Here is a 25,164-nt window from a genome sequence, read left to right as displayed (position 1 = left end):
GGCTCAGGACAGCACGCGCAGGCGGATGGTCTCGGGCAGCTTCTCGAGCACGTCACAGGTGGTCTGCTCCAGGCTCGCCCCGACGTCGGTGATCACGTAACCGATCTCGCCCCGGGTGCTCAGGAACTGCGCGTCGATGTTCACCCCGTCGCCGGCCAGCACGCTGTTGATCTGGGCCAGCACACCGGGGGTGTTGCGGTGCACGTGCACGATGCGGTGCTCGCCCGCGGCCTCGGGCAGGGTGAGCGTCGGCAGGTTCACCGACAAGGCGGTCGAGCCGGAGCGCACGTAGTCGGCCAGCTTGCCGCCGACGAAGGCGCCGATGTCGCGCTGCGCCTCCTCGGTGGACCCGCCGATGTGTGGGGTGAGGATCACGTTCGCCAGGCCGCGCAACGGGGAGACGAACTCCTCCCCCGCCGACTTCGGCTCGGTCGGGAAGACGTCGACTGCCGCGCCCGCCAGGTGACCGGACTCGAGGTGGCCGCGCAGCGCGTCGTAGTCGACCACGAACCCGCGCGACAGATTGAGGAAGATCGACCGCCGGCGCATCTGGGCGAACTCCCGCTCGCCGAACAACCCGCTGTTGCCGCGGCGTCCGTCGACGTGCAGCGTCACGATGTCGGCCTCGGCCAGCAGCTCGTCGAGGCTCTCGCAGCGCCGGGCGTTGCCCAGCGCGAGCTTGTCGGCGGTGTCGTAGAACATCACCTGCATGCCGAGGTTCTCGGCCAGCACCGAGAGCTGGGTGCCGATGTTGCCGTAGCCGACGATGCCGAGGCGCCGGCTGCGCACCTCGTGGGCGCCCGAGGCGGACTTCCGCCACACCCCGGCGTGCATGTCGCGATCCTTCTCGGTCAGCCGACGGGTGAGCGCGATGATCTCGGCCAGCGCCAGTTCCACCACGCTGCGGGTGTTCGAGAACGGCGCGTTGAACACCGCGATACCGCGCCGCGCGGCAGCGGTGACATCGATCTGGTTGGTGCCGATGCAATAGGCGCCGATCGCGAGCAGGTCGGGGGCGGCGTCCAGGACGGCGGCGGTCACCGTGGTGTTCGAGCGCAGCCCCAGGATCTGGACGCCGCGCAACGCCTCGATCAGCTCGGCCTCGCCCAGGGCGTCGGGCCGGCTGATGACGTCGATGTCGGCCGCACGCAGCGCGGCGTCCCCCTCGGCGTGGATGTTCTCCAGATTGAGCGCCCGCAGCGACGCGGGGCGGGTGGACATCACGGGTGGTGTTCCCCTCAGAGGATCGGCGCACGGCGATCGTGCACCTCAGGCTCCGGACTTCAGGCTCCGGACTTCAGCGGGACGACGTCGACGGCGACCGCGAGAGTGCTCACACTGCCCTCGGAGAAGATGACCCCTTTGAGCGGCGGCACATCAGCGTAATCCCGTCCCCAGGCCGTGAGCACATACGACTCGTCGACGACGGCGTCGTTGGTGGGGTCCAGGTCGATCCAGCCGAGGCCGGGCAGCAGCACCGAGACCCACGCGTGCGAGGCATCGGCGCCCAATAGTTTCGGCTGGCCGGGCGGAGGTTGGGTCTCGAGGTAGCCACTGACATAGCGGGCCGGCAGGCCGCAGCGGCGCAGCACGGCGACCGCCAGGTGGGCGAAGTCCTGGCAGACACCCTCGCGGCGATCGAGCACCTCGGCCAGCGTCGTACTCACCGAGGTCACCCCCGATCGGTAGGAGAAGTCGCGATAGATCCGGCGCACCAGCTCGCGCACCGCCTCGCCCACCGGACGACGCGGGGTGAACACGGATGCCGCGAAGTCGGCCACCGCGGCGTCCGGCGCATCGGCACCCGGTGTCGCGAACGGCACGTGCACCGAGGGCAGCAGAAAGTCTCTCGCCCACAACCACTCTCGGGGTTCGTCGAATCGGGTGCGGGCCTGTTCCCACGGAGCGGTACACGCCACCAGCGCCCGACTCAACGCGGCGGCGTCCCGCTCGACCTCGACCCGGCTGGTCGCGGTGACCACGAGTTCGGTGTGTGGCGTCAGCACCTCGAGGTAGACGCTGCGGTTGCCGTAGAAATCGCTGTGTTCGCTGACCAGGTCGGCCCGGGGGGTGACCGCGAGTTCGTGCTGCAGGCACCGCTGGCCGTGCCCGTCGCGAGGGGCCAGGTGCGCCCGGCCGTAGGACTCGGTCACCTCCTGCTGGTAGGAGTACCGGGTGGTGTGCTGCACCTGATACAGCCTGCTCACGCGTCCCACCCCCGGATCGCCGCTGTGGTGTGATGCGGTGCCACATGGCCGAAATGCGTGTCGGTCAGGTCGAGGGCGAGCCGGTCGAGTTCGGTGAGCGCAGCGTCCAGGACGGCGCTCAACCCGCCCCGCCGGCCGTCGACCGCCTGCGCCGCGACCTGGGGATCGAGTTCGCGCAACCGAGCCTGGACGGCGCGGGCCCGAGCCTGCAACGGCGTCGCGTCGGGCAACCTGGCGAGGTCATCCAGCAACCGATCCAGTTGCAGTGCAACGGATCTCGGGTTCCCGCGATCCAGCAGCAGCAGGTCGAGCACGGCGGCGATCTGCGCCGTACCCGAGCGCCCGGGTTCGCGGCGCCGATAGGTGATGATGCTCTCGCCGGCCACCAGCACCGATTCGACCACCAGCGTCTGGACGGCGGGTGAGTACTCGACGTCCAGGGTGCGGCGCAACAGAGTGATCAGTTGACGGGCCCGCTCGATGCGACGGCCGGCGTCCATGAAGGCCCACCCGAGGTCGCGCACCATGCTCTCGGCCGCCAGCCCGGCCAGCGCCAGCAGGCCCTCGAGCACCCGCGCGAGAACCGGCTGCAGCGGCGCCTCGCCCTCGGGGGACGCCGCGGTCTCGGCCAACACCCGCTCCAGGCTGCCCAACACGATCCAGGTGTCGAGCGAGAGCTGCTCACGCAGGGCCTGCGCAGCGGCCACGGTGGCCCGGATCGAGGCGGCGACGCTGCCCGGCAGGTCGGCATCCCCGACCAGGGCACGCACGCTGGGTTCGGATCGGGGTTCGGATCCGGGTTCGGATCTGGTCTCCGGTGAGCCGTCGTGCATCAGGGCTCCACGCATCACCTCCAGCGCTGCGGCGCCGGGCGTACCGGGGCGAGCCGTCCAGTCCTCGGTGAGGTCGTCGACCACCCGCAGCAGCCGAACGGCGTCCTCGGCCCGCTCGGCGAACCGACCCAGCCGGAACAGGTTCTCGGCCACCCGCGGCGGCAGCACCTCGGCTGCCGGGGCCGGGATGGCCAGGGCACGGGGCCAGGCCAGATCGACCGAGGCGGGCACCGCGGGCTCGGCGGTGGCCAGGACCCAGACGTCCTTGGCCGGTGCCTGATCACTGTTGCCGGCAGCGTGGTTACCGACCTCCGGGGCGATCCGTCCCAGACCTCCGGTCAGCAGCCGATACCCCCCGCCGTGGCCGACAGCGAAGGTGCGCAGCGTGAAGCGCCGGGGCGCCAACCCGGCCGAGGTGACGATCGGCGTGGTGGTCAACGGCAACGATTCCTGGGCGCACCAGGCGTGGGGCCGGGCCTCGATGCGCCGGCGCAACTCGTCGCGGCCCGCCTGCGACAGGGCGGCGCCGACGATGGCCACCGGCGCACCGGGCGATCGGACGACGGGCAGCAGCACCAGTTCGTCGAGCCGGTCGAGCACCCGCCGCCGGCTGGAGTCATCCGCGCACCACCAGGTGGGCACCGAGGAGAGCAGCGGCTCCTCGTCGAGCAGCGCCCGGGTCGCGGCGTCCAGGTAGGGGGCCAGCGCCGGCGTCTCGAGCACCGAGGCGCCGATCGGGTTGACCACCGAGACGGTGCCACGGCGGACCGCCTCGAGCAGGCCCGGCACGCCCAGGTCGGAGTCGGCACGCAGCTCGAGCGGATCGGCGTCGAGATCGCCGAGGCGGCGCAGCACGACGTCCACCGGCTCGAGCCGGCCCAGGGAACGCAGGTAGACGCGGCCACCGCGCACCGTCAGGTCTTCGGCCGTGACCAGGGGGTAGCCGAGCAAGGTGGCCAGGAAGGCGTGATCGAACGGCGTCTGCTCGCTCGGCCCCGGGATCAGGATCACCACGCGGGGGGCCTCGGCGGTTCGGGGTGCCACGTCGCGCAGGGCCAGTCGCAAGGTGTCGAAGAAGCTGCGCAGGCGATGCAGTCGGGTGTCGCGGTACAGGCCCGGCAGCACACGCCCGACGATGCGCCGGGCCTGAATGGCGTAGCCGGCCCCGGACGGCGCGGCGGTACGGTCGCTGATCACGCACCAGCGGCCGTCCTCGGCCCGAGCCAGGTCGGTGGCGGTGAGGATCAGCTGGTGGGCGCCCGGCACGGTGACCCCGTCGGCGGCGCGGATGAAGCCCGGGTGGGCCAGGATCACCTCTGGCGGTATCACCTTGTGGCGCAGCAGGTTTCGGGGGCCGTACAGGTCGGCCATCATCAGGTCCAGCAGCCGGGCGCGCTGGGTCAGTCCGGCCTCGAGGTGCGACCACGACGTCGGGTCGAGGATCACGGGCAACGGGTCGAGCCGCCACCGACGCTGGGTGCGCGAGGACCCGTAGGTGACGCCCTCGTCCTCGACCAGGTGGGCGATCTCGGCGCGCCGGGTCAGCAGGCCGGGCAGGCCCAGGTGCTCGATGGTCGCGGCCAGATCGGCGGCATGATCGTGCGGGGTGGCGTCGGCGGCGAGCAACTCGTCGACACCTGGGCTCACCAGTCGAGTGGCGTAGGTGGCCGAAATCGGGGCGTCCGCTGCCGCGTCACCGGCGGGGAGTGCGGACGCGTTCATCGAGGTGGAGTCTATTCGTGGGCACCTCGGGGCCGGGTGGGGTGGGTGGGGTTGTTGCGCGCGGCGATCCATCCGCGCTCGCAGGCTCGCGCTCCCGCCAGACCCAGCCAGCCGCGCGCAACAACCCACCCACCCCACCCTCTCACTCAACCCACTGCGGCATGGGTAGGCGTGAAAACCGTTATGGCGCAATGCGATTCGACAAGCCAACCCATAGCGGTCGAACATTTGTTCCAGTAGACTGGAGGCATGTTCACGGCCGACCTACTGCACGACGCGGACGCCGAGGTTGCCCGGCTCAGCGTCGAGGTCGTTGCGCGAGCAGGTCAAGATGCTGGGGGCCGAGAACGTCACGTTGCGGAAGCAGGCGGCCGGGAACGCTGCGCGATTGTCGGCGCGGGAGGCGGTCTGGGACTGGTTCACCGATGGTGGACCGGAGAACGAAGACGACCGGGATGTGGTGGCGGGGCGGATCTGCCGGACGTTCCTGACCCCGGGGACTGTGGAGCCCTCCCTGGTGACGGTCGCGGCGGTCACTCTTGCGCAGTCGCAGCCGTCGGGGCTCTCGGATGCCGAGGTGGTCTCGGCGGCGGTGGCGTGTCGGCAGGCGATCACCCACATCGAACTCACCCAAGCCCAGCTGACCCGGGAACTGGCGTGGCGGTACCAGGCCCGTCACCCCCACGAGTTGGACCTGGACGTCGAGGTGAACCTGCCCGAGTGGGTCCGTGACCCCGAGGAGCGGGCGGTGACGGCGGCGATCGAGGAGGTCGCCGCGGTGGCGCGGATCAGTCCGTCGGGACTCCGGGCGCGGGTGGAGATGCTCGCGACCTGGCCCGAGGACCACGGCCGGCTCTACCGTGCCCTGCTCGACGGGTCGATCTCCACGACCCGGGCACGGGAGGTGGCCCGCCAGACCGCACGCCTCGCAGCAGGTCGGGCGCGGGACTGGGTGGAACAGATGATCCTGCCCGTCGCCGAGCAGCTCGGGACCGTGGGGTTGCGTCACCGGATCGAGCGGCTGATCGCCCAAGCCGATGCGGTGGCGTATCGGCGGATCCTGGACGACGCCGCAGCGGAGAAGGACACGGTCAAGGTCAGCCAGCAGGGTTACGGGCGGGCGGCCATCACCTACCGCGGCTCGCTCACCAACGTCGCTGAGCTGCACGCTGCGCTGCTGCACCGGGTCCGGGCCGCGACCTGCCCCGCCACCGGCACCAACCCGAGCGCGGGCACCGACGCGGACACCGGTGCGGGCAGGGGTGACGGCGTCCGGGGTGGTGGCTCGGTGGGGCAGCGGGAACGTCAAGCAGCCTCGATGGCGCAGGTCATGTTCGACCTGATCACCGACCCCGACACCATCCCCCCACTACTGCCCACCACACCCGGCAGCCCCGGCGACGGTGACCCGGACACCGCGACCACCACCCAGCACACCACTACCCCGCACACACCCGAACGCAACCGACCCAGGCGACCACGGCCCCGGCGACCGGTGACGAGGTGGTCGGTGACGACGCGACCGGTGACGACGTGACCAGTGGTGGCCTGCTCGGCGGCGGGGCCGTCAGTGCCCCGGCACCGGCCTGCCCGGGGATCCGGGTCGAACCCAAGGTGTCGTTGAACGTGACCATCCCGTTCCAGGTCCTCGCCGCGCTCTGGGCCGGGGAACCACCCCCGACCGGATCCGGATGGGTCGAAGCGGCCGGCCACGGACCCATCCCGACCGAGGCCCTCGCCACGATCCTCGACAAGTACGGCCAACGCGCCCTGTGGCGCTGCCAGGTCCTCGACGACCGACCCGACTCACCCACCTACGGCACCCTGATCGCCATCGGACGCGCCGCCACCGACCCCGGGTACACGCCGTCCCCATTCGTCAAGACGTTGGTGAAGGCGGCCCGGCCCCGCTGCTCCCACCCCGGGTGCGGACGCCCCGCGATCGAGGCCGACCTCGACCACGTCACCGCCCACAGCAAGGGCGGCACGACCAGCGAGCAGAACCTGGCCCCGTTGTGCCGGTTCCACCACCTGCTGAAGCACCACGCCGGTTTCACCCCGACCCTGGACCCGACCACCGGGCAGGTCACCTGGCGCACGCCGTCCGGGCACCTGGTCAGCGAACCACCCGACATGCCACCACCCCTGGCCACCGAAGGCGACCTCCCCGGCGCCTGGCCACTCCCGCCGGCAGACTCTGGTCGCGACAGCGAGCCACCACCGTTCTGACCGAGCGGAGCGACGGAACCAGGTGGGCGGATTGTCCTACCGTGTGCACGGATTGCATGATCACCAACGAGTGGGCTTACGGTGACCGGCCATGGCCCTGTTTCGCCGACGCCCCCGTTCCGGCGCCCCGGATGCCACCGCCGCGCTAGAGAGCATCAGCCGGTTCTGGTCCTGGTGGCACGCGACCGGCGCCGACCAGATCGCGCAGGCCATCGAGAGCAGCACCGTCGAGGCGATGGCCCCGACGATCGCCGAACAGGTCGCGGCGATCGATGCCGACCTGTCCTGGGAACTCTCACCCGGCAACGGCCTCAGCCGGCACCTGCTCGTGGTCTCGCCCGGGGGCAATCCGGCGCTACGGGCCACGGCCCGCCGCTGGCTACTGGCCGCCCCGGCACCGGACGATGTCTGGAGCTACGCCGACTCGCGCCAGCCGGTGGCGGATCTGGCCGCCATGACGCTGCGCCTGGAGGACACCGAGATCGCTCCCAGTGAGGTCGAGGTCGCCGCGCGGGTCACCGGAGCAGGCTTCGATGCCACGCTCTACCACCCCGCGTTCGCCTCCCTCGCCGAACCGCAGCGACTCCAGGCCGCCTTCCTCGTCCTCGACTGGGTGCTCGGCGAGAACGCCGTCGAGACCTGGGTGCACGAGATCTCCACCACCACCGTCAAGCCACTGGACCCGATCCCGGCGCTCGGCCTGCGCACCGTGGTCGACCATCTGCAGACCGAGTACACCGACGACGACGGCAACCCGGCGTGGGCGATGCTGACCGGCACCGCGGACGACGGCGCACCCGTGATCGCGATGGCCCAGGTACCGCTGCGGGCCTCGACCGCACCCCACTTCGACACCTGCGTGCGGGTGGTGGTGCCGTTCACCGACCAAACCCCCGAGGGCCTTCCCGGCCCCGACAGCCTGGCCGAGCTGCGCGGCTTCGAGGACCACCTGACCCATCGGCTCGGCTCCAGCGGACGTCTGGTCGTTCACCAGACCCACGGCGGCGTCCGGCTGTTGAGCTACTACGTCGACCGAGCCACGCCGGCGGCCGACCAACTGCGCGCCGCCGTCTCGGGCTGGCGGCAGGGCCGGGTCGAGGTCACCGCGCAGCACGACCCCTCGTGGGAGCTGGTGGCCCACCTGCGCGGCTGAGCCGCAACGCCAGGAGTGGGCACGCGGCCACCGCCTCGCGCGCCTCACCCAGCAACCGGTCCGGTACCGCAATGGCGTTGGGGGGCAAGGGATCCCGTCCCTGAACTGCCACCGGCGCGGGGTAGCCCCACGGGTCCTCGGTGAGCAGTTCGGGCAGCATCTCGGTGCACAGCCCTCGGCCGTCGCACGCCACCCAGTCGATGTGCAGTGTGGTGCCGGCCGAGCGGGTCGACCTGCGTGCTGCAGGTGTGGTTGGGGTGGAACTCATCGCGCACCTCCGGTGCAGTGGCCGCCCAGGTGGGCGGTGATCTCGTCGGCGAACGTGGTCAGGCTCGACCGCACGAACCGCACCGTGCCGTCCGGGTGCCGACAGGCCCCGCGCCCGGTCACCAGACCGGCGATCGCGGCCAGATGACCCGGAAGCTCGTCCAGCCCCTGGACGGCGGCCGGGTCGGCCAACCGGGCAAGGTCGTGCCCCAGCGCGGACAGCCCGAACAGGCAGGGGCCGCACTGCCGGGCGCTCTGCCCGGCCAGGTAACCGACGATCGCGGACGTCACGACCAGCGGACAGTCCTGCACCCCCAGCGCCCACACGATCCCGGCTCCCGGGGTGGCCCCGAACGGTGCCAGCCCGGCCCGCGACATCGACGTGCTCGCCAGCTCCTCCGCCGGCACCCAGGCCCCGTGGTACCCCCCGACCAGGACGGCGCGCAGCGGCCGATCGGCCCCGCCGGCCAGCCCGAGCAGGTCGACCAGGCCGATGCCGTACCCGGCCTCGACCACCCCGGGCTGCGTCACCGCCCCACCGAGGGTGGCCAGGAACGTGCCCGGCTCGGCCTCGGTACCCGCAGTCCGGAACTCCTGGGGTCCGTACCGGGCGATCACTGCGACGTGAGCCAACGTCTCGACGTTCTGCACCAGCGTCGGCCGGCCCCCGACCCCGCGCTCGGTCACCAGATGACGCTTGGTCGTCGGCAGCGCAGCCCGTCCCTCGACCGCCGCCACCGCCGCCGACTCCTCGCCGGAGACGAAGCCCGTCGGGGCGGTCACGACCTCCGGCTCCACCCGGTCGCACCGGGCGATCTGCCGCTCTGCGAGCGCCCGGCGGACGGTGTCCTGGGCCATGCCCGCCTCGCCCGCCTTCACGTAGACCACCACCCGATCAGCGCCGACCGCCTCGGCGGCCAGCTGGACGCCGTCCAGCACCAGGTGGGGCGCCAGGGTGAGCAGGACGGCGTCCTTGCTGCTCGCGGGCTCACCCTCGGCGCCGTTGGCGATGACGACGGCTCGACGTCCGGCGCCGGAGGCCGAGGCCACCTTGCGCCAGGTCGGGAATCCCGCGCCGCCACGCCCGGTCAGGCCGGCGGCCTCGAGCGAGGCAGTGAGGTGGTTCGGACCGCCGCGCCAGGCGATCTCGCCGTGGCGAGCCCGGTGGGAGGCCAGATCGGTGGCTCCGGGGCGCAACAGCCGGGCGGGCACGAGGCCCTGGGCACGGGGTGCGGCGATCGTCGGCTCGGCCGTCGTGGTCATCGGGCACCGCCCAGGCTCGCGCGCGCCGTCCAGCTCGAGCGCGGGTCGGCGGCCGCCCGGCGCCAGGCGACGGCGGCCAGCACCCCGGTCACGCAGGCGAGCGTGGTGGCCCGCAACCAGGTGGTGCCCGCATCGCTACCCGTGCCCAGGCCGTGCAGCACCGCCAGCGGCCAGAGGGCGTAGGCCGACAGGTGCACCGCCTTCCAGACCCGCGCCCCCAGCCGGGCACGCAGCAGGCTGGTCACCCCGATCGCCAGGATCAGGTCGAGCGCCAGCGTGCCCAGCCCCAGCCAGAGCGGGCGGTAGGCCCCGGCGAAGGGCACCACCAGGTCGAGCAGACGCAGCTGGGCATAGGGATCCAGCAGCAGGGTCACCAGGTGAACGCCCAGGAAGACCGTGGCCAGCAAGGCTGCCGAGGAGTGCAGCGCGGCCACCGCGAAGCGCGGTACCCCCGGCACCGGGCGGGCCGAGCGGGTGATGATGCCGAGTGCGACCACCAGGGAGAACAGCACCAGCGCCGTGACGCCGCTCCCCCGGGCCAGGTACCAGGATGCGGTCGTGAGATCGAGAGTCATGACGAGCAGGCTGCGCCCGCAGTCTGTGCCCCGGCTGTGCAGCGGCTGAGCGAGGGATACGCACCCTCGCCCGTCCAGCCCACACAGGATTCTCACAGCGTGGCCACAGCGTGGCGTCGGGCAGGCGGCGCAGACTGACCCTCATGAACACGACGCCCTCGTCACCGCCCTCGTCACCGCGCACGTCACTGCCCGCACAGCGGACGCTGATGCACCACCCCGACGGCCGGCCGGTGAAGATCCTGGTCGTGGACGACGAGAACGCGCTGTCCGAGTTGTTGTCCATGGCGCTGCGCTACGAGGGCTGTGAGGTGCGCACCGCGGCCGACGGGCTGGGCGCCGTCCGGGCGGCGCGCGAGATGCGACCCGACGCGGTCGTGCTGGACGTGATGTTGCCCGACATCGACGGGCTGGAGGTGCTGCGCCGGTTGCGTGCCGACAGTGACGTCCCGGTGCTCTTCCTGACCGCCAAGGACGCCGTGGCCGACCGGATCGCCGGCATCACGGCCGGCGGTGACGACTACGTCACCAAGCCGTTCAGCCTCGAGGAGGTGGTGGCCCGGCTGCGGGGGTTGATCCGCCGGACGACGCTGATGACCGACCTCGTCGACTCCCGCCTGATCGTCGGCGACCTGACGATGGACGAGGACAGCCACGAGGTCGAGCGCGACGGCACCCCGATCCAGCTGACGGCCACCGAGTTCGAGCTGCTGCGCTATCTGATGCGCAACCCGCGCCGGGTGCTCAGCAAGGCCCAGATCCTCGATCGGGTGTGGAACTACGACTTCGGTGGGCAGGCCAACGTGGTCGAGCTGTACATCTCCTACCTGCGCAAGAAGATCGATGCCGGACGCGCTCCCATGATCCACACCCTGCGGGGCGCGGGCTACGTGCTGCGACCCGCCGACTGACGCCCCGATGCCCCGAACCCTGCGCGCTCAGCTCGTCCTGGTGCTCGCCATGCTCACGGCGGGAATCGCCGTCCTGGTCGGTGCGGCCAGCCTGATCGCCCTGGAACGCAATCTCAGCGGCCAGCTGCACCAGCAGCTCGATGCCGCCACGTCACGATCCAAGCCGGCGCTGTCCGACTCGGGCGGCTCCGACGGCGACGATGACGACAACGGTGGCCCCCACGAGGACGACGACGGCCCGGCCTTCCTGGACCTTCGCGGCCAGGCGGAGGGAACCCTCGGCGTCCTGCTCCAGGGCGATCGCCTCGTGGAACACGGGGTGATCGGCGCGACGTGGACGCCGACCGCCGGGCAGCAGAGCCTGCTGGCGGCAGTTCCCCAGGACGGCGCCCCCCATGCGGTCGAACTCCGTGGCGAGCTCGGGGACTACCTGGTTCAGGTGGTCCCGGCGGGGCGGGACAGCCGAGCGGTGATCGGGCTGCCGTACTCGGGGATCGAACACACCGTGGCCGAGTTGGCCCGGGTCGTGGCCGTGGTGGCCCTGCTGGCGGTCGCGGTGGCCGTGCTGGCGGGCCTGGTGCTGGTCAGGATGGCCTTGCGTCCGCTGCGCCGCGTGGCCGCCACCGCGTCGCGAGTCGCCGAGTTGCCCCTGGAACGGGGCGACGTGACCCTGCACGAGCGGGTACCGGACCGTGACACCGACCCGCGCACCGAGGTCGGCCAGGTTGGCACGGCGATCAACCGGATGCTGGGCCACATCGACGGCGCGCTGGCCGTCCGGACGGCGAGCGAGGCCCGGATGCGTCGCTTCGTCGCCGACGCCAGTCACGAGCTCCGCACCCCGCTGGCCTCGGTGCGGGGGTATGCCGAGCTGACCCGGCGTCAGGGCGGCGACCTGCCCGAGCAGGTGCTGCACGCCGTGGGGCGGGTGGAGTCCGAGGCGGTGCGGATGACCGGCCTGGTCGAGGATCTGCTGTTGCTCGCCCGCCTCGACGAGAGCCCGCAGGCGGCGGCGATCCGGCACGAACCGGTCGATCTGACCGCAGTGGCGATCGACTGCACCAACGATGCCCACGTGCTGGCCCCCGGACACCACTGGCAGCTCGACCTGCCGGACGAACCGGTGGTCGCCCTCGGGGACGCCGCGCGGCTGCGGCAGGTGCTGACCAACCTGTTGGCCAACGCGCGGGTGCACACCCCGGCCGGCACCCGGGTCACGGTGCGGTTGCGCGAGCGGGACGGCGAGGTGGAGCTCGAGGTGCACGACGACGGGCCTGGCGTCCCCGAGTCGCTTCAGCCGGCGGTCTTCGACCGGTTCGCCCGCGCCGACTCCTCACGCTCGCGCGCCGCGGGGAGCACCGGGCTGGGGCTGTCGATCGTGGCCTCGGTGGTGCAGGCCCACGGCGGCCGGGTCGATCTCGACAGCCGTCCGGGGGACACGACCTTCCGGGTGGTGTTACCTCGCGCGATGCCGCAGGGCTGAGCCGCCCGACGCTCAGTCGATGCGGAACCAGTCGGTGGCGATGGGCCGCTCACCGTCACGGTGCACCACCAAGCGCACCAGGCCGGGGGCCAGATCGGCGAGTGAGAAGCGACCGATGTCGTCCACCTCGATCTCGGTGACCTCGGGCTCGACGGCAGCGTCGCCGGGTGCCCGGTGAAGCTCCATCCGCGCTGGTTCAGCCGGGCTGAGCTGGCCCATCATGCGCCACCCCCGGGTGGGGGCGGCCACCTCGACCTCAACGGCCAGATCGCCGCGCTCGAACGTGAGTTCCCGCGGGCTGCGCAGCTCGTCCTCGGTTGTCGAGCGCAGGGCCACCAGGGGGCGATCGACGCTCGAGTCCCAGGTGAGCATCGCCAGTTCCATGTCCATCGCGCGCATCGTGAAGCTCGCCTTCGCCATCCGGCTCACCAGCTCGGGGACAGCCTCCTGGCGCCCGAACAGCGCTGCCAGCTCGCTGAGCAGCTGCGCGTCACGGTCGTCGTGTGTCACCGGTCCTCCTGCGGCAGAAAGGTCGAGCCTTGGGAGACCGTGGCGGTCTCCTGTTCAAGCAGAGTCATCGGGCTCTCCGCTGATACCACGGCGTTCGACCGCGAGACGAAGGTCACTCAAACAGCGCATCCGGGTGGGCCCGAGACTGCCCATCGGGATACCCATGGCCACGGCCGCGTCCTTGTACGACAGCGCCTCGGTGGCGCCGAAACCGGTGATCAACATGCGCAGCAACCGCTGACACCGGTCGCTGATCTCGGCGAAGGCCTCCCACAGCAGCCGGTCGCGCTCGGTGCGGACCACGGCGGCGTCCGGGCCGGACGACGGGCCCACCGCGGCGTCCAGGACGGCATCGTCATCGGTGAACACGGTTCGCCGGGAGCGGCGGTAGAGCCGATGGATCTCGTGGCGCACCACCGTCGCGAGCCAGGAGCCGACCCGCTCGGGGTCCTCGATCCGGTCGAGGTGCTCGAGCAGACGCATCCAGGCGGTCTGCAACACATCGGAGGCCTCGGCGTCGCGCAGCCGGTAGGAGCGGGCGATCGACCACAGCAGCCCGTTGTACCGGTCGACCAAAGTGTCCCAGGCGCCCTGGTCACCTCTGCCGGCACGGGCCAGCAGCGAGGCGGCGTCGTCGTCCAATCACGCCTCCGTGCTCATATGTGCTCATCGGTCAGACTGGGCAACCCCCGAATGGGGCAAAGTACCAGCAAGAAGCCCTCGCCACGCGGACGACGGGCGCCCACCGAAGTGGACGCCCGTCGTGATGTCGAGCGGTGTGGAGTCGGCTCAGGCGGTGGTCGCCTTGGCCTCGTCCGGAATGATCACGGTCTCTTCCGGCTGGAGCTCGGCCTCGAGGTCCTTGTGGCTGATCGAGTGGGTCATGGCCCACGCGATCGCCACGCCGATGGCCAGCGTGACCACGCTGGTCACGATGACATCGAAGACACCGGGCAACTGGGTCATCTTGAAGAAGACGAACGCCAGCGCCGTGGTGGCCGGGATGGTCACGATCCAGGCGATGACCATCTCGCCGACGACCTTCCAGTTGGCGCCACGGCCGGACGCCGCGCCCGCACCGACGACCGAGGAGGCCGCAGCGTGGGTGGTCGAGATCGGGATGCCGAGGCTGGTGGCCCCGAAGATCGCGGTGGTGGCACCGATGTTGGCGGCGACACCCACCCGAGCGTTCAGGTTGGTCAGCTTCATACCCATGGTCTCGATGATCCGCCAACCGCCCCAGACCGTACCGACGGCGATGGCGGCGTAGGCCGAGAGGGCGACCCAGGTCGGCACCGGGAACTTGCCGCCGGCGTCGGCGGCCAGGTAGCCACCACCGGCGAGCACGGCGGCGATGACGCCCATGGTCTTCTGCGCGTCGTTGGCGCCGTGACCGAACGAGACGGCAGCGGCGGAGACGATCTGCAGACCCTTGAACGGCTTGGCGTCGTCATCCCAGCGGGTGAGCTTCTGCAGGCCCCACACGAGTGCGGCACCCACTGCAGCGACGGTGAACGCCACAATGGGGGACAGCGCGATCGCGTAGACGACCTTCTTGACGCTGGACCAACCGACGGCCGCGGTGCCGCCGACAGCCAGGCCGGCGCCGACCAGACCGCCGATGATGGCGTGGCTGGACGAGGACGGCATCCCGACGAACCAGGTGACGTAGTTCCAGACGATGGCGGACATCAGCGCGGCGAAGATCACCGCGACACTGATGTAGTCGGCCTTGACGGTCTTGGAGACGGTGTTGGCCACCGCTGTGCCCACGAAGAAGTAGGCAGCGAAGTTGCAGACGGCGGCGAGCCAGACAGCTTGCACGGGCGAGAGCGCCCGGGTTGCGACGACGGTCGCGATCGAGTTGGCGGCGTCGTGGAACCCGTTCGAGAAATCGAACAACAAGGCCAACGCGACAACCGCAACGACGGTGAGCAGTAACAGATCCACGGCATCCTCCTGTGGTGGGCGTCGTCAGGATGACAGAGGCATCCACCTGCGAAAACGGGACTTAGAACCCACCGTCAAGCACCCGTGAACGACGCATGTCGCCCAGCCCCTGCGGCGACCTGCGGATGTGGCCTGGGGCACACGTGAAGCTCAATGCCGGTTGGACAAGAGTTCACGTCGCGTTTGCCGAGCGCGGTTGGTCTGACCGGGTGACCGGGAGGCTACGCGGCAGCTCGAGCCGATGCGGACGGCCGTTCACCGAGAACCGCTTCCGCGGCGTTCATGGACAGGCCAGACTCAGGCCGTGTCCGATCACGCCCCCATCACCCCGACGTCGGCACCTCGGGCCGGGATCAGCCGATGGTTGCCCATCCTGGAGTGGCTCCCGAGCTATCAGCGTGGCTGGTTGCGCGAGGATGTCACTGCCGGGCTGGCGCTGACGGCGCTGCTCGTGCCGCAGGGCATGGCCTACGCCCAACTGGCCGGCCTGCCCCCGATCACGGGCCTCTACACCAGCGTGATGTGCCTGGTGGCGTACGCCATCGCCGGGCCGTCCCGGGTGCTGGTGCTCGGCCCCGACTCCTCGCTCGGTCCGATGATCGCCGCCACCCTGCTGCCCCTGCTGGCCGCCGGCGGTGACCCGGTGCGCGCCGTCGTCCTGGCCTCGGTGCTGTCGATCCTGGTGGGCCTGTTCATGATCGGCGCCGGGGTGGCCCGGCTCGGGTTCGTTGCCGATCTCCTGTCCAAACCCACCCAGATCGGCTACATGAACGGTCTGGCGCTGACCATCCTGGTCGGTCAGGTGCGCAAGCTGCTGGGCTTCTCGATCGAGGGCGACGGCCTGGTCGGTGAGATCACCGGCACTGCCCGACGGATCGCCGAAGGGGCGACCAACTCCGCCGCGCTGATGGTCGGGGCGGCCTCGCTCGTCGTCCTGCTGGTGCTGCAGCGGGTGCTGCCCCGGATCCCGGCGGTGCTGGTGGCCGTGGTGGCGGCCACGGCGGCCTCGACGATCCTGGACCTGCCCGGGCAGGGGGTTCGGGTGGTCGGCGAGTTGCCACAGGGCTTCCCCCCGTTCGCCCTGCCGCTGATCTCGCTCGGCGACATCGGGCTGCTGATCGCCGGCGCGTTGGGCATCACGCTGGTCGCCCTGGCCGACACCATCTCGACCGCCTCGGCGTACGCCCGTCGGGCGGGCACCCCGGTCGACGGCAACCAGGAGATGGTCGGCATCGGCCTGGCGAACGTGTTGTCCGGGCTGTTCCAGGGGTTCGCCGTGAGCACCAGCGGCTCACGCACCGCGGTGGCCTTCAAGGCCGGCGCCCGCACCCAGGTGGCCGGACTGGTCGGCGCCCTGGCCATCGTGGTGCTGTTGGTGGTCGCCCCGAACCTGCTGGCCGACCTGCCGATCCCGACCCTGGCCGCGATCGTCGTGGTGGCCGCGATCTCGATGTCGGACCTGCCCGGGGTGCGTCAGCTGTACCGGCAGCGGCGGATGGAGTTCTGGCTGTCGATCGCCGCGACGGCCGGGGTGGCGGTGTTCGGGGTGTTGCCCGGCATCGGCCTGGCGGTCGGACTGTCCATCCTGAACGTGTTCCGCCGCGCCTGGTGGCCCTACCAGGCGGTTCTCGGCCGGGCGCCCGGCGTCCCCGGCTATCACGACATCACCCGGTACCCGAGTGCCCGGCAGATGGACGGCCTGGTGGTGTTCCGCTTCGACGCGCCCCTGATCTTCGCCAACGCCCGCACCTTCGCCGAACAGGTGATGCAGCTGGACGCCGGCGGCAGCCCACCGAAGTGGATCATCGTGGCGGCAGAACCGATCACGGACATCGACACCACGGCTGCCGACATGCTCGCCGAGCTGGTCGACGACCTCGCCGAACAGGGAACCCAGTTGGTGTTCGCCGAGCTGAAGGACCCGGTGCGCGCCAAGCTCGAGGCCTACGGGTTGCCCGCTGTCCTGCAACGGATCACGTTCTTCCCGACACTGAACAAGGCCGGCAAGGGATACCGCGAGGCCTTCGGGACCGATTGGTCGGACGAGGATCTCACCGATGCCGAGCCGCCGCGGGAACGAGAACCTGACCCGCAGATCTGACCGGCATCGCGATCACGCACTGCGGTCAGCGCAGCCAGGCCGCCAGCCGCTCCACCGCCTGTTCGATCTCAGCCGTCGAACCGGCGAAGCTCAACCGCATGAACCGGTGTCCGGCCACCGGGTCGAAGTCCACCCCGGGAGTGAGGGCCACTCCGGTGGCGGCCAGCACCTGGGCGCACCAGGCCGTCGCGTCGTCCGTCAGGTGTCCGATGTCGCAGTAGGCGTAGAACGCGCCGTCCGGCGGGGCCAGGTGCCCGATGCCGATCCGGGGCAGGGCCTCGAGCAACAGGTCACGGTTGGTGGCATACCGCGCGACGTGGCCGTCGAGCTCGGCCCGCGAGGCCGGGTCGAAGGCCGCCACGGCGGCCACCTGGGCGACCGCCGGCGGGCAGATGTTCAGGTTGCCCACCAGCAACTCCACCGGACGGCGCAGCGCCTCGGGCAGCAGCAGCCACCCGATACGCCACCCGGTCATCGAGAAGTACTTGCTGAACGAACCGACCACCACCGAGGTCCGGCTGGTGTGCCAGGTGGTGGCGCAGGGTCGGCCGTAGTCGATGCCGTGGTAGATCTCGTCACTGATCAACAGGGTGCCGTGGGCCTCACACCAGGTCGCGATGGCGGCCAGCTCGGCCGCATCGATGATGGTGCCGGTGGGGTTGGCCGGGCTGGCGATGATCAGGCCCGCCGGTGGTTCGTCCAGCGCCGCCAGCATGGCCACCGTCGGCTGGAATCGGGTGTCGTCGCCACAGTCGAGCTCCACCACCTGGCATCCCAACGCCTGCAACGTGTTCCGGTACGCGGGATACCCCGGCCGCGTCATCGCCACGGTGTCGCCGGCGTCGAAGGCAGCCAGGAAGACGGCTGTGAACCCCCCGGAGGAACCGGTGGTGACGATGACGTCGTCCGGGCCGACCGCGATGCCGTAGCGCTCTCGGTGGTGAGCGGCGATCGCCTCACGTAGCGGTGCGATGCCGACCGCCTCGGTGTACCCGAGCACCTCACCGGCCATCGCCCGGCGGGCCGCCGCCAGCACCGGTGCGGGTGCAGGCGTGGACGGCTGGCCGGCACACAACGAGATCACGTCGCCGTGGGCCGCCTGGCGGGTGGCAGCGGCCTTGAGCACCTCCATCACGTGGAAGGGCTCGACCCGGCCTCGGCGGGACACCCGCACCGGGCTCGGGAGGCCGGCGGCTGCTGAGCGGGGCAGTGCGGTCATACCGGTCAGCCTGCCAGGTGCAGGGAGGATTTCGGCCGTTCGGCCGACCCGCCCGAGCTTGGGTCGGCAGGTGAGGCGGGGGAGGATGGCGGCAGAGGCTTGCCGTCACGCACAGAGGAACTGGATGGGCTCCCGATTCAACCCGCCGCCCGGCTGGCCGGCGCCGCCCGAGGGCTGGCGGCCCACCCCCAACTGGATCCCCGACCCGAGCTGGCCCGCGCCACCGGTGGACTGGGAGTTCTGGCTGGTCGACGACGGCCCCCGCCCGGCGCCGAGCCCCCAGGCTGAGGCGCTGATCCCGCAGCAGGCCGGACCACACTCGGTCACCACCGGTGCGATCCCCACCGCCGCGATCCCCACCGAGCCGGCGATGGCCCAGGCCATCCCGCCGGCCGCGGCGGCGAATCCGTCGTGGGCGATCCCCTCGTCGCCACCTGTCTCGGCACCGCCCGCGCCACCGCTCGCGGCGCCGTCCGACACCGGCTCGCTGCCCATCACGCGCCCCGGCACGGACTCCCCCGCCGGGCCGCTGCTGGCCTCGGTCCCGCCACAGGCTCCGCCCCCGGGATCCCTGCTGCCTGCGCCCGACGGTTGGCCGCTGAGTGAGGTCCCGGACCCCTCGGACGAGGCCGAGGACCCGCTGAGCGACACCGGGATGCGCCGCAAGGTGCTGGCGGCTGCGGCGGCAGCAGCGGTGCTGGGCACCAGCGCGGTGGCCCTGTGGATGAGCACCCGCCCCGAGGCCAGCGAACCCATCTCGCGGCCCGCCGCCACGGCGGCTGTCCGCTCGGCGCCGACGCCCTCCGGTGGGGCGACAGCGAGCGCCACGCCGTCCAGCGGGGGAGCTTCCTCCAGCCCCGGCGCGGGGGCCGGAGTGATCCCCCAGGACGCCACCGCTGCCCTGAGCGCGCTGATCACCCGCACCGACCAGGCGACCACGCCCTACCTCCGGTCGGCCTTCGGCACCGGATGGGGTGACCCCGACGGCAACGGCTGCGACACCGGCAACGACGTCCTGGCCCGCGACCTGACCGCGACCAAACGGGCCGGCAACCAGTGCGTGGTCACCGCCGGCCGGCTGCTCGACCCCTACGTGGGGCGCACCGTCACGGCACGTTCCGTCAGCGGCACGATCGCCCTGGACTTCGTGGTGCCGCTGGCCGACGCCTGGACCTCCGGCGCCCACGCCTGGACCGACCAACAGCGTCGCGACTTCCTGGACGACGCCCGCAACGTGCAAGCCGTGCAGGCGAGCACCACCGCGAAGAAGCGCAATCGGGACGCCTCGGGCTACATCCCCTCGTCGGTGCGGTACCGCTGCACCTACATCGCGCGTCAGATCGGGCTGAAGTATCACTATCGGCTCACCGTGAGCGATGCCGAGCGCGCGGTGATGACCCAGGTGCTGGCGACCTGCCCGAACCAGTCGTTGCCCACGGATCTTCGCCCCTCCGCGGCCATCGCCCAGGGCGGCACCGGCGCGTCCACGGAGCCCGAGACCCTCTCACCACAGATCGATCCCGATCCCGACGCCGGCCTGGACGGCGACCCTGCCGCACCCGAGGTGGGCACCAGTCCGACGCCGGGCATGGCGCGTGCCCCGCTCGGGCGTCCGGTCGAGACCAGTCCCGCAGCGGCGCGCTAGCTGCGGACCCGGCCGGCAGCCCCCGGCGAGCACCGGTCACAATGGGGGGTCCAGCCCTCGAAGGACGCACTCGCCTCGAGGACCGCCCCGTCAGGAGTCGCCCCGATGCCCGTCACCATTCCTCGTGATCTGCCCGCGCGCCGAACGCTGGAATCCGAGAACGTCTTCGTGATGACCGAGGGACGGGCCACCCACCAGGACATCCGGCCGTTGCGGATCGCCATCGTCAACCTGATGCCGACGAAGATCGACACCGAGACGCAGTTGCTCCGGCTGCTCGGCAACACCCCGCTGCAGCTGCAGATCACCCTGCTGCACATGGAGTCGCACGACTCGCGCAACACCGCGGGCGAGCATCTCGACGCCTTCTACGCCACCTTCGACCAGGTACGTGACCGCAAGTTCGACGGCCTGGTGATCACCGGCGCGCCGATCGAGCAGTTGCCCTTCGAAGAGGTCGACTACTGGCCGGAACTGTGCGAGGTGATGGACTGGTCAGAGGACAACGTGTTCTCGACCATGCACGTCTGTTGGGGCGCCCAGGCCGGGCTCTACCGGCGCTACGGCATTCAGAAGTACCCGTTGCAGGACAAGATGTTCGGCGTGTTCCAGCACGAGGTGCTCGACCCACACTCACGCATCCTGAGCGGCTTCGACCAGGTCTTCCCCGCGCCGCACTCCCGGCACACCGAGACCCGCGCAGCCGACATCGAGGCCGCCGACGGGGTCGAACTGCTGGCGACCTCACCCGAGGCCGGGGTGTACCTGGCGGCGAGCACCGACGGCCGCCGGCTCTATGTCACGGGGCACCCGGAGTACGAGCGCTACACCCTGGCCACCGAGTACGAGCGGGACATCGCCAAGGGGATGCCGATCGAGGTCCCTCGCAACTACTACCCGCACGACGATCCGTCCCGCCCGCCCAAGGTCACCTGGCGCTCCCATGCCTTCCTGCTGTACGCGAACTGGCTGAACTACTGCGTCTACCAGCGCACCCCGTTCGACCTGCAGGCGATTCCCGCCGAGGCCACCACCGTCGAGGACTGAATCACCCGAATCGGCTCGTTGCGGGCAGTTCAGTAACCGGCCGGTCACACGGCGATGCATCCGAGCAACTGCCCAAATGGTCGAACTCTCCCTATGGTGGGCATCTGTCCCATCGAGGTGACAGAGGTCGAGGAGGAGACATGCAGGCACGACGACTCTTGGCGAGCGCTGCGGCAGCAGCGACCATCGCCACCGTCAGTGGGGTGGCCGCTGGAGTGGCGGGCTTCGCGGGCGCTGCCCAGGCCGCGACCGGGGTGGCGAGCGCGCCGTCCCGGTGGGTGGTGCTGGCCGACACCGGCGCCTCGGCGGACGCCATCGCGGCGAATCTGCGCGCAACCGGCGCCACCGTCACGTCGGTGAACGGCGAGGTCGGGTTGGTGACCGCCACCAGCACGGACAGCGGCTTCCGCGCCACTGCCGGTCGCATCAGCGGGGTGCAAGGCGTGGCCGCCGACATCAGCATCGGTTCGGCGCCTCACCGGGTCTCCCCCTCCGTGGTCGAGCGCGAGCACGCTCAGTCGGGTGGCTCGGGCAAGCACGGTGGAGCGCAGCCGGCCAAGCCGCTGGCCGACCCGCTGGACAACCTGCTCTGGGGCATGCAGATGATCAATGCCCCCAAGGCTCACGCCACCGAACGGGGCGACCGCCGGGTGACCGTCGGCGTCCTGGACACCGGCATCCAGGCCGACCACCCCGACCTGGCGGCGAACGTGGACCGCTCGAAGTCCCGCAACTTCACCACCGACATCCCCGAGATCGACGGCCCGTGTGAGACCGCCTCCTGCGTCGACCCGGCCACGGTGGACGACGGTGGTCACGGCACGCACGTCGCCGGCACCATCGCGGCGTCCCTGAACGGATTCGGCCTCAGCGGCGTGGCCCCCGGCGTCAGCCTGGTCAACATCCGCGGCGGGCAGGACGCGGGCTACTTCTTCCTCGGCCCGGTGGTCAACGCGCTCACCTACGCCGGTGACATCGGCCTCGACGTGGTCAACATGTCGTTCTACGTCGACCCCTGGCTCTACAACTGCACCGGCGGCGCCCCTGAGGACTCCCCGGCCGCGGTGGCCGACCAGAAGGTGATCATCGAGAGCGTCAACCGGGCGCTGAAGTACGCCAACCGCAAGGGCGTCACGCTGGTGGGTTCGCTCGGCAACGAGCACGACAACGTCTCGGCGCCTCGGCCGGATGCCTCCAGCCCGGACTACGACAACCCGGCGAACGACTGGGACACCGCGCCCTACCTGCGCACCATCGACAACAAGACCTGCGTCGATCTGCCGCTCGAGGGTCCGAACGTGCTCGGCGTCAGCGCCCTCGGCCCCTCGGGTCGCAAGGCGGACTACTCCAACCACGCCACCGACCTGAAGGGCAACGAGATCGAACTGTCGGCCCCGGGTGGCTGGTTCCGTGACGGGTTCGGGACGGCGACCTATCGCACCAACGAGAACCTGATCCTGTCGACCTATCCCCTGGCCGTGCTGCAGGAGGAGGGCTCGGTGGACGCCGCAGGCAACGTCACGCCGGACGGCGAGGCGCTCGGTGTGATCAAGCAGTGCACCACCAAGCCGATCAAGGGTGCAGCGGCCTGCGGGTACTACGCGTACCTGCAGGGCACCTCGATGGCCGCACCCCACGCATCCGGCGTGGCGGCCCTGGCGGTCAGCGCTCACGGTCACTCCGACGGCAGTCGGGGCTACACCCTGGCACCGGCCACGGTGAAGCGGATCCTGAGCTCCACGGCCACTGACCACGCGTGCCCGGCCGGTGGCGTGCAGGCCTACACGCAGGAGGGTCGTGACGCCACGTTCACCGCCACCTGCGTGGGCACGACGGCGTTCAACGGCTTCTACGGCGCAGGCATCGTCAACGCCGCGGGGGTTGTGAAGCACTGATCGCACCGTGAAGCACTGAACCACCCTGGTTTATCCAGGCGGGGCCCCGGTATGCAGCGCATGCCGGGGCTCTCGCCGGTTCAGAGCGCTTCAGAGCAGGTAGGGCCGCGAACGATTCACCTCTTGTCATCGTACATATGTTCGATTAGACTGGTCTCATGTCCGTGATGCTGGCCTGCTTCGCCGAGTCGGGTGACCCCGACGAGGTCGCTGCGCTGCGCGCGGAGTGCGCCCTGTTGCGGGCGCGCGACGGTGAACTGCGGATGGCGTGTGGTCGCCTGGAGCGGCGTGTGAACCGGTTGAGTGAGGAACAGGACTGGGCCACCCGCCGGATCGCCCGCCTCACCGAGCGGTGTACCCACCTGGCCGATCTGGTGCCCGTGGCCGCCCTGACCGCACCGCCCACCGGGACCGGGAACGCACGCGGAACCAGCGGACGCGCATCGGACGACGTGCCCAGCGCCGCCCCTGACGGGTCTGGTCGCGGCGTTGGCCGGTGACGGTGGCGCCCGGCTGGCGGCGGCGGTGCAGACCGCGGTCGGTGACCTGGCCGCCCTGTCCGTGCCCGACCCCACCGCCGGGGTGGAACTGGGCTGCCTGGCGGATCTGCCCGACCGGGCCGTCGCCGACCTGGCCGCCGCCGGATGCCGCCTGGCGACCTGGGCCAAACTCGCCGCCACCGTCGCCGCCGAAGAACTGGTCACCCGGTGGGAGAACGGCGCCGCCGACGAGCAGGCCAGCCCGGTCAACGCCCAACCCGTCTTCCCCGACCACGACCTCGGCTACCGCGCCGCGATCGCCGAAACCGCCACCACCTGCCTCCTCGCCGAGACCACCCTCGCCGCACGAGTGGACACCCTGCGCGAACTACCGTCCCGGTTGCCCGGCCTGTGGCACCTGCTGGCCACCGGGGAGGTCGACATCGACACCGCCCGCCTGGTCCACGCCAAGACCCGCCACCTACCCGGCGAGACCCTGACCCGGCTGGAACCGCAGATCCTGACCAAGGTGGTCGCGTTGACCTACGGTCAACTCGCCGCCTGGCTCGACCGCATCGTCGCGACGGCCGATCCGCGGGACCTGGCCGAACAGATCGCCGACAACATCGAACGCCGCCGCGTCGCGTTCCGTACCGCCGGCCCCGGGACCGGGCGGATGACGTTGACCGCCTCCGTCGCCGACATCGAAGCAATCCAGATGGCCCTGCTCGCCCACGCCTCCGCCGGCGATGACCCCGACCAGCCCCGACCCACCGCCGCGATCCGCGCCGACATCATCACCGACCTCATCACCGGCACCCACACCGGCACCGTCTCCACCGAACCCGCGACCGAGCCAGAACCAGAGACCGAGTCCCTCTCCGACGCAGCAGCCGACGATGACGCCCAGGCGGAGGCCCAGGCGCCGACACCGAGACCCCCAGGCCCGACCCGAACCAGAGGCCGAGGCCAGACCGACGCCGAGCCAGAGGCCAGCACCAAGGCCGAGCCCCCCCCCCCCCCCCCCCACACCGGCACCGGCACCGGCACCGGCACCGGCTGCAGACCACCCCAACCCTTCACACCCGACTCGCTCGCATCCCTGCCCGGACCCCGCGTCCACATCACCGTGCCCCTGTCCGCCGTCCTGGGCGCCGACGGCATCGGCGAGGCCAACGACTACGGACCACTCACCGCCGACGCCATCCGCGACCTGCTCGCAGGGCTGCACCGCATGGGGGCCACCGCGACCTGGCGCTGCCTGATCACCGACGACACCCCCGGCTCACCCACCCACGGCACCATCCTGGGCATCGGCAAGGCACCCCACGCCCTGGTCCGCACCGCCACCGGACTCCTGCGCGAACTCGTCCAAGCCCGCGCACAGTGCTGCACCTTCCCCGGCTGCCGACGCCGCGCCATCACCTGCGAGGTCGACCACCGCACCCCCCACAGCCAGGGCGGACCCACCTGCGAATGCAACCTGCATCCCTTGTGCAAGCACCACCACCGGCTCCGCGAACGAGGCTTCACCCCCACCCTCATCGACCCCGGCACCGGACTACCCATCACGCAATGGGTCACCCCCACCGGACGCACCATCCGCACCGAGAGCGAACACCCGCCCTTCTGACGCCGCAGCCTGGGGTGGCCATGCGTCTGGTCACTCACGCGC

At 71.1% G+C, this 25,164-nt stretch carries 21 protein-coding genes; 11 read left to right on the top strand and 10 right to left on the bottom strand.

Going from position 1 to position 25,164, the window contains the following annotated elements; all coding sequences use genetic code 11:
- Nucleotides 1–3: 3 nt before the first annotated feature.
- The 3 genes from serA to IPK24_08805 all read right to left on the bottom strand — a co-directional run bounded on the left by serA (nucleotide 4) and on the right by IPK24_08805 (nucleotide 4,762).
- Nucleotides 4–1,221: a phosphoglycerate dehydrogenase gene (serA, locus tag IPK24_08815; GenBank protein MBK8075648.1), complete on the bottom strand. Its 1,218-nt coding sequence runs from the start codon at nucleotides 1,219–1,221 to the stop codon at nucleotides 4–6.
- Between the two features lie 62 nt (nucleotides 1,222–1,283).
- A complete protein-coding gene (locus IPK24_08810; protein MBK8075647.1) occupies nucleotides 1,284–2,207 on the bottom strand; it encodes a transglutaminase family protein in 924 nt (307 codons plus the stop codon).
- Entirely contained in the window at nucleotides 2,204–4,762 is a 2,559-nt protein-coding gene (locus IPK24_08805; protein ID MBK8075646.1) for a circularly permuted type 2 ATP-grasp protein, read from the bottom strand. The genes IPK24_08810 and IPK24_08805 overlap by 4 nt, the downstream gene beginning before the upstream one ends.
- A 313-nt stretch (nucleotides 4,763–5,075) precedes the next feature.
- Between IPK24_08805 and IPK24_08800 the strand changes: the two genes are divergently transcribed.
- The 3 genes from IPK24_08800 to IPK24_08790 all read left to right on the top strand — a co-directional run bounded on the left by IPK24_08800 (nucleotide 5,076) and on the right by IPK24_08790 (nucleotide 8,144).
- The gene (locus IPK24_08800; protein ID MBK8075645.1) at nucleotides 5,076–6,299 is read left to right on the top strand and encodes a hypothetical protein; all 1,224 of its coding nucleotides are present in this window, start codon (nucleotides 5,076–5,078) and stop codon (nucleotides 6,297–6,299) included.
- Complete coding sequence (locus IPK24_08795) at nucleotides 6,266–6,991, top strand: HNH endonuclease (GenBank protein MBK8075644.1); 726 nt, start codon at nucleotides 6,266–6,268, stop codon at nucleotides 6,989–6,991. The genes IPK24_08800 and IPK24_08795 overlap by 34 nt, the downstream gene beginning before the upstream one ends.
- A gap of 91 nt (nucleotides 6,992–7,082) precedes the next feature.
- Nucleotides 7,083–8,144 carry a DUF695 domain-containing protein gene (locus IPK24_08790; GenBank protein ID MBK8075643.1) on the top strand — a complete coding sequence of 354 codons (1,062 nt, stop codon included), beginning with the start codon at nucleotides 7,083–7,085 and terminating at the stop codon, nucleotides 8,142–8,144.
- Here the strand turns inward: IPK24_08790 and IPK24_08785 are convergent.
- Genes IPK24_08785 through IPK24_08775 form a run of 3 tightly spaced genes read right to left on the bottom strand, consistent with a single transcriptional unit; the run spans nucleotide 8,092 to nucleotide 10,249 of the window.
- Entirely contained in the window at nucleotides 8,092–8,412 is a 321-nt protein-coding gene (locus IPK24_08785; protein MBK8075642.1) for a ferredoxin, read from the bottom strand. The two genes, IPK24_08790 and IPK24_08785, sit on opposite strands and share 53 nt — an antisense overlap.
- Nucleotides 8,409–9,674, bottom strand: a complete 1,266-nt coding sequence (locus IPK24_08780) for an NADH-quinone oxidoreductase subunit F (GenBank protein ID MBK8075641.1) — start codon at nucleotides 9,672–9,674, stop codon at nucleotides 8,409–8,411. Before IPK24_08780 ends, IPK24_08785 begins: the two co-directional genes overlap by 4 nt.
- Complete coding sequence (locus tag IPK24_08775) at nucleotides 9,671–10,249, bottom strand: ferric reductase-like transmembrane domain-containing protein (GenBank protein ID MBK8075640.1); 579 nt, start codon at nucleotides 10,247–10,249, stop codon at nucleotides 9,671–9,673. Before IPK24_08775 ends, IPK24_08780 begins: the two co-directional genes overlap by 4 nt.
- A gap of 209 nt (nucleotides 10,250–10,458) precedes the next feature.
- Here IPK24_08775 and IPK24_08770 point away from each other — a divergent pair, with 209 nt between their 5' ends.
- A complete protein-coding gene (locus IPK24_08770) occupies nucleotides 10,459–11,160 on the top strand; it encodes a response regulator transcription factor (protein MBK8075639.1) in 702 nt (233 codons plus the stop codon).
- A 7-nt stretch (nucleotides 11,161–11,167) separates the two neighbouring features.
- On the top strand, nucleotides 11,168–12,643 hold the full coding sequence (locus tag IPK24_08765) for a HAMP domain-containing histidine kinase (GenBank protein MBK8075638.1): 1,476 nt from the start codon (nucleotides 11,168–11,170) through the stop codon (nucleotides 12,641–12,643).
- A gap of 12 nt (nucleotides 12,644–12,655) precedes the next feature.
- Here the strand turns inward: IPK24_08765 and IPK24_08760 are convergent, their stop codons facing one another.
- The 3 genes from IPK24_08760 to IPK24_08750 all read right to left on the bottom strand — a co-directional run bounded on the left by IPK24_08760 (nucleotide 12,656) and on the right by IPK24_08750 (nucleotide 15,103).
- The gene (locus IPK24_08760; GenBank protein ID MBK8075637.1) at nucleotides 12,656–13,153 is read right to left on the bottom strand and encodes a hypothetical protein; all 498 of its coding nucleotides are present in this window, start codon (nucleotides 13,151–13,153) and stop codon (nucleotides 12,656–12,658) included.
- A 54-nt stretch (nucleotides 13,154–13,207) separates the two neighbouring features.
- Entirely contained in the window at nucleotides 13,208–13,795 is a 588-nt protein-coding gene (locus IPK24_08755; GenBank protein ID MBK8075636.1) for a sigma-70 family RNA polymerase sigma factor, read from the bottom strand.
- Nucleotides 13,796–13,942: 147 nt separating this feature from the next.
- Nucleotides 13,943–15,103, bottom strand: coding sequence for an inorganic phosphate transporter (locus IPK24_08750; protein MBK8075635.1), 1,161 nt, complete (start codon nucleotides 15,101–15,103; stop codon nucleotides 13,943–13,945).
- 241 nt (nucleotides 15,104–15,344) lie between these two features.
- Between IPK24_08750 and sulP the strand changes: the two genes are divergently transcribed.
- On the top strand, nucleotides 15,345–17,204 hold the full coding sequence (sulP, locus tag IPK24_08745; GenBank protein MBK8075634.1) for a sulfate permease: 1,860 nt from the start codon (nucleotides 15,345–15,347) through the stop codon (nucleotides 17,202–17,204).
- A gap of 25 nt (nucleotides 17,205–17,229) precedes the next feature.
- Here the strand turns inward: sulP and IPK24_08740 are convergent, their stop codons facing one another.
- Entirely contained in the window at nucleotides 17,230–18,423 is a 1,194-nt protein-coding gene (locus IPK24_08740; GenBank protein MBK8075633.1) for an aminotransferase class I/II-fold pyridoxal phosphate-dependent enzyme, read from the bottom strand.
- Nucleotides 18,424–18,547: 124 nt separating this feature from the next.
- On the opposite strand from IPK24_08740, the gene IPK24_08735 reads away from it, so the two are divergent.
- From IPK24_08735 to IPK24_08715, 5 genes are all read left to right on the top strand, one after another.
- A complete protein-coding gene (locus tag IPK24_08735) occupies nucleotides 18,548–20,068 on the top strand; it encodes an HNH endonuclease (protein ID MBK8075632.1) in 1,521 nt (506 codons plus the stop codon).
- A 105-nt stretch (nucleotides 20,069–20,173) separates the two neighbouring features.
- The gene (gene metA, locus IPK24_08730) at nucleotides 20,174–21,115 is read left to right on the top strand and encodes a homoserine O-succinyltransferase (GenBank protein MBK8075631.1); all 942 of its coding nucleotides are present in this window, start codon (nucleotides 20,174–20,176) and stop codon (nucleotides 21,113–21,115) included.
- A 140-nt stretch (nucleotides 21,116–21,255) separates the two neighbouring features.
- Nucleotides 21,256–23,010, top strand: coding sequence for a S8 family serine peptidase (locus IPK24_08725; GenBank protein ID MBK8075630.1), 1,755 nt, complete (start codon nucleotides 21,256–21,258; stop codon nucleotides 23,008–23,010).
- A 158-nt stretch (nucleotides 23,011–23,168) separates the two neighbouring features.
- Entirely contained in the window at nucleotides 23,169–23,510 is a 342-nt protein-coding gene (locus tag IPK24_08720; GenBank protein ID MBK8075629.1) for a hypothetical protein, read from the top strand.
- Nucleotides 23,500–25,122: a DUF222 domain-containing protein gene (locus tag IPK24_08715; protein ID MBK8075628.1), complete on the top strand. Its 1,623-nt coding sequence runs from the start codon at nucleotides 23,500–23,502 to the stop codon at nucleotides 25,120–25,122. The genes IPK24_08720 and IPK24_08715 overlap by 11 nt, the downstream gene beginning before the upstream one ends.
- The last annotated feature ends 42 nt before the right edge of the window (nucleotides 25,123–25,164 follow it).

The sequence above is a fragment of the Kineosporiaceae bacterium genome, assembly GCA_016713225.1.
GTDB lineage: Bacteria > Actinomycetota > Actinomycetes > Actinomycetales > Kineosporiaceae > JADJPO01.
This window is presented reverse-complemented; position numbering and strand designations above follow the sequence as displayed.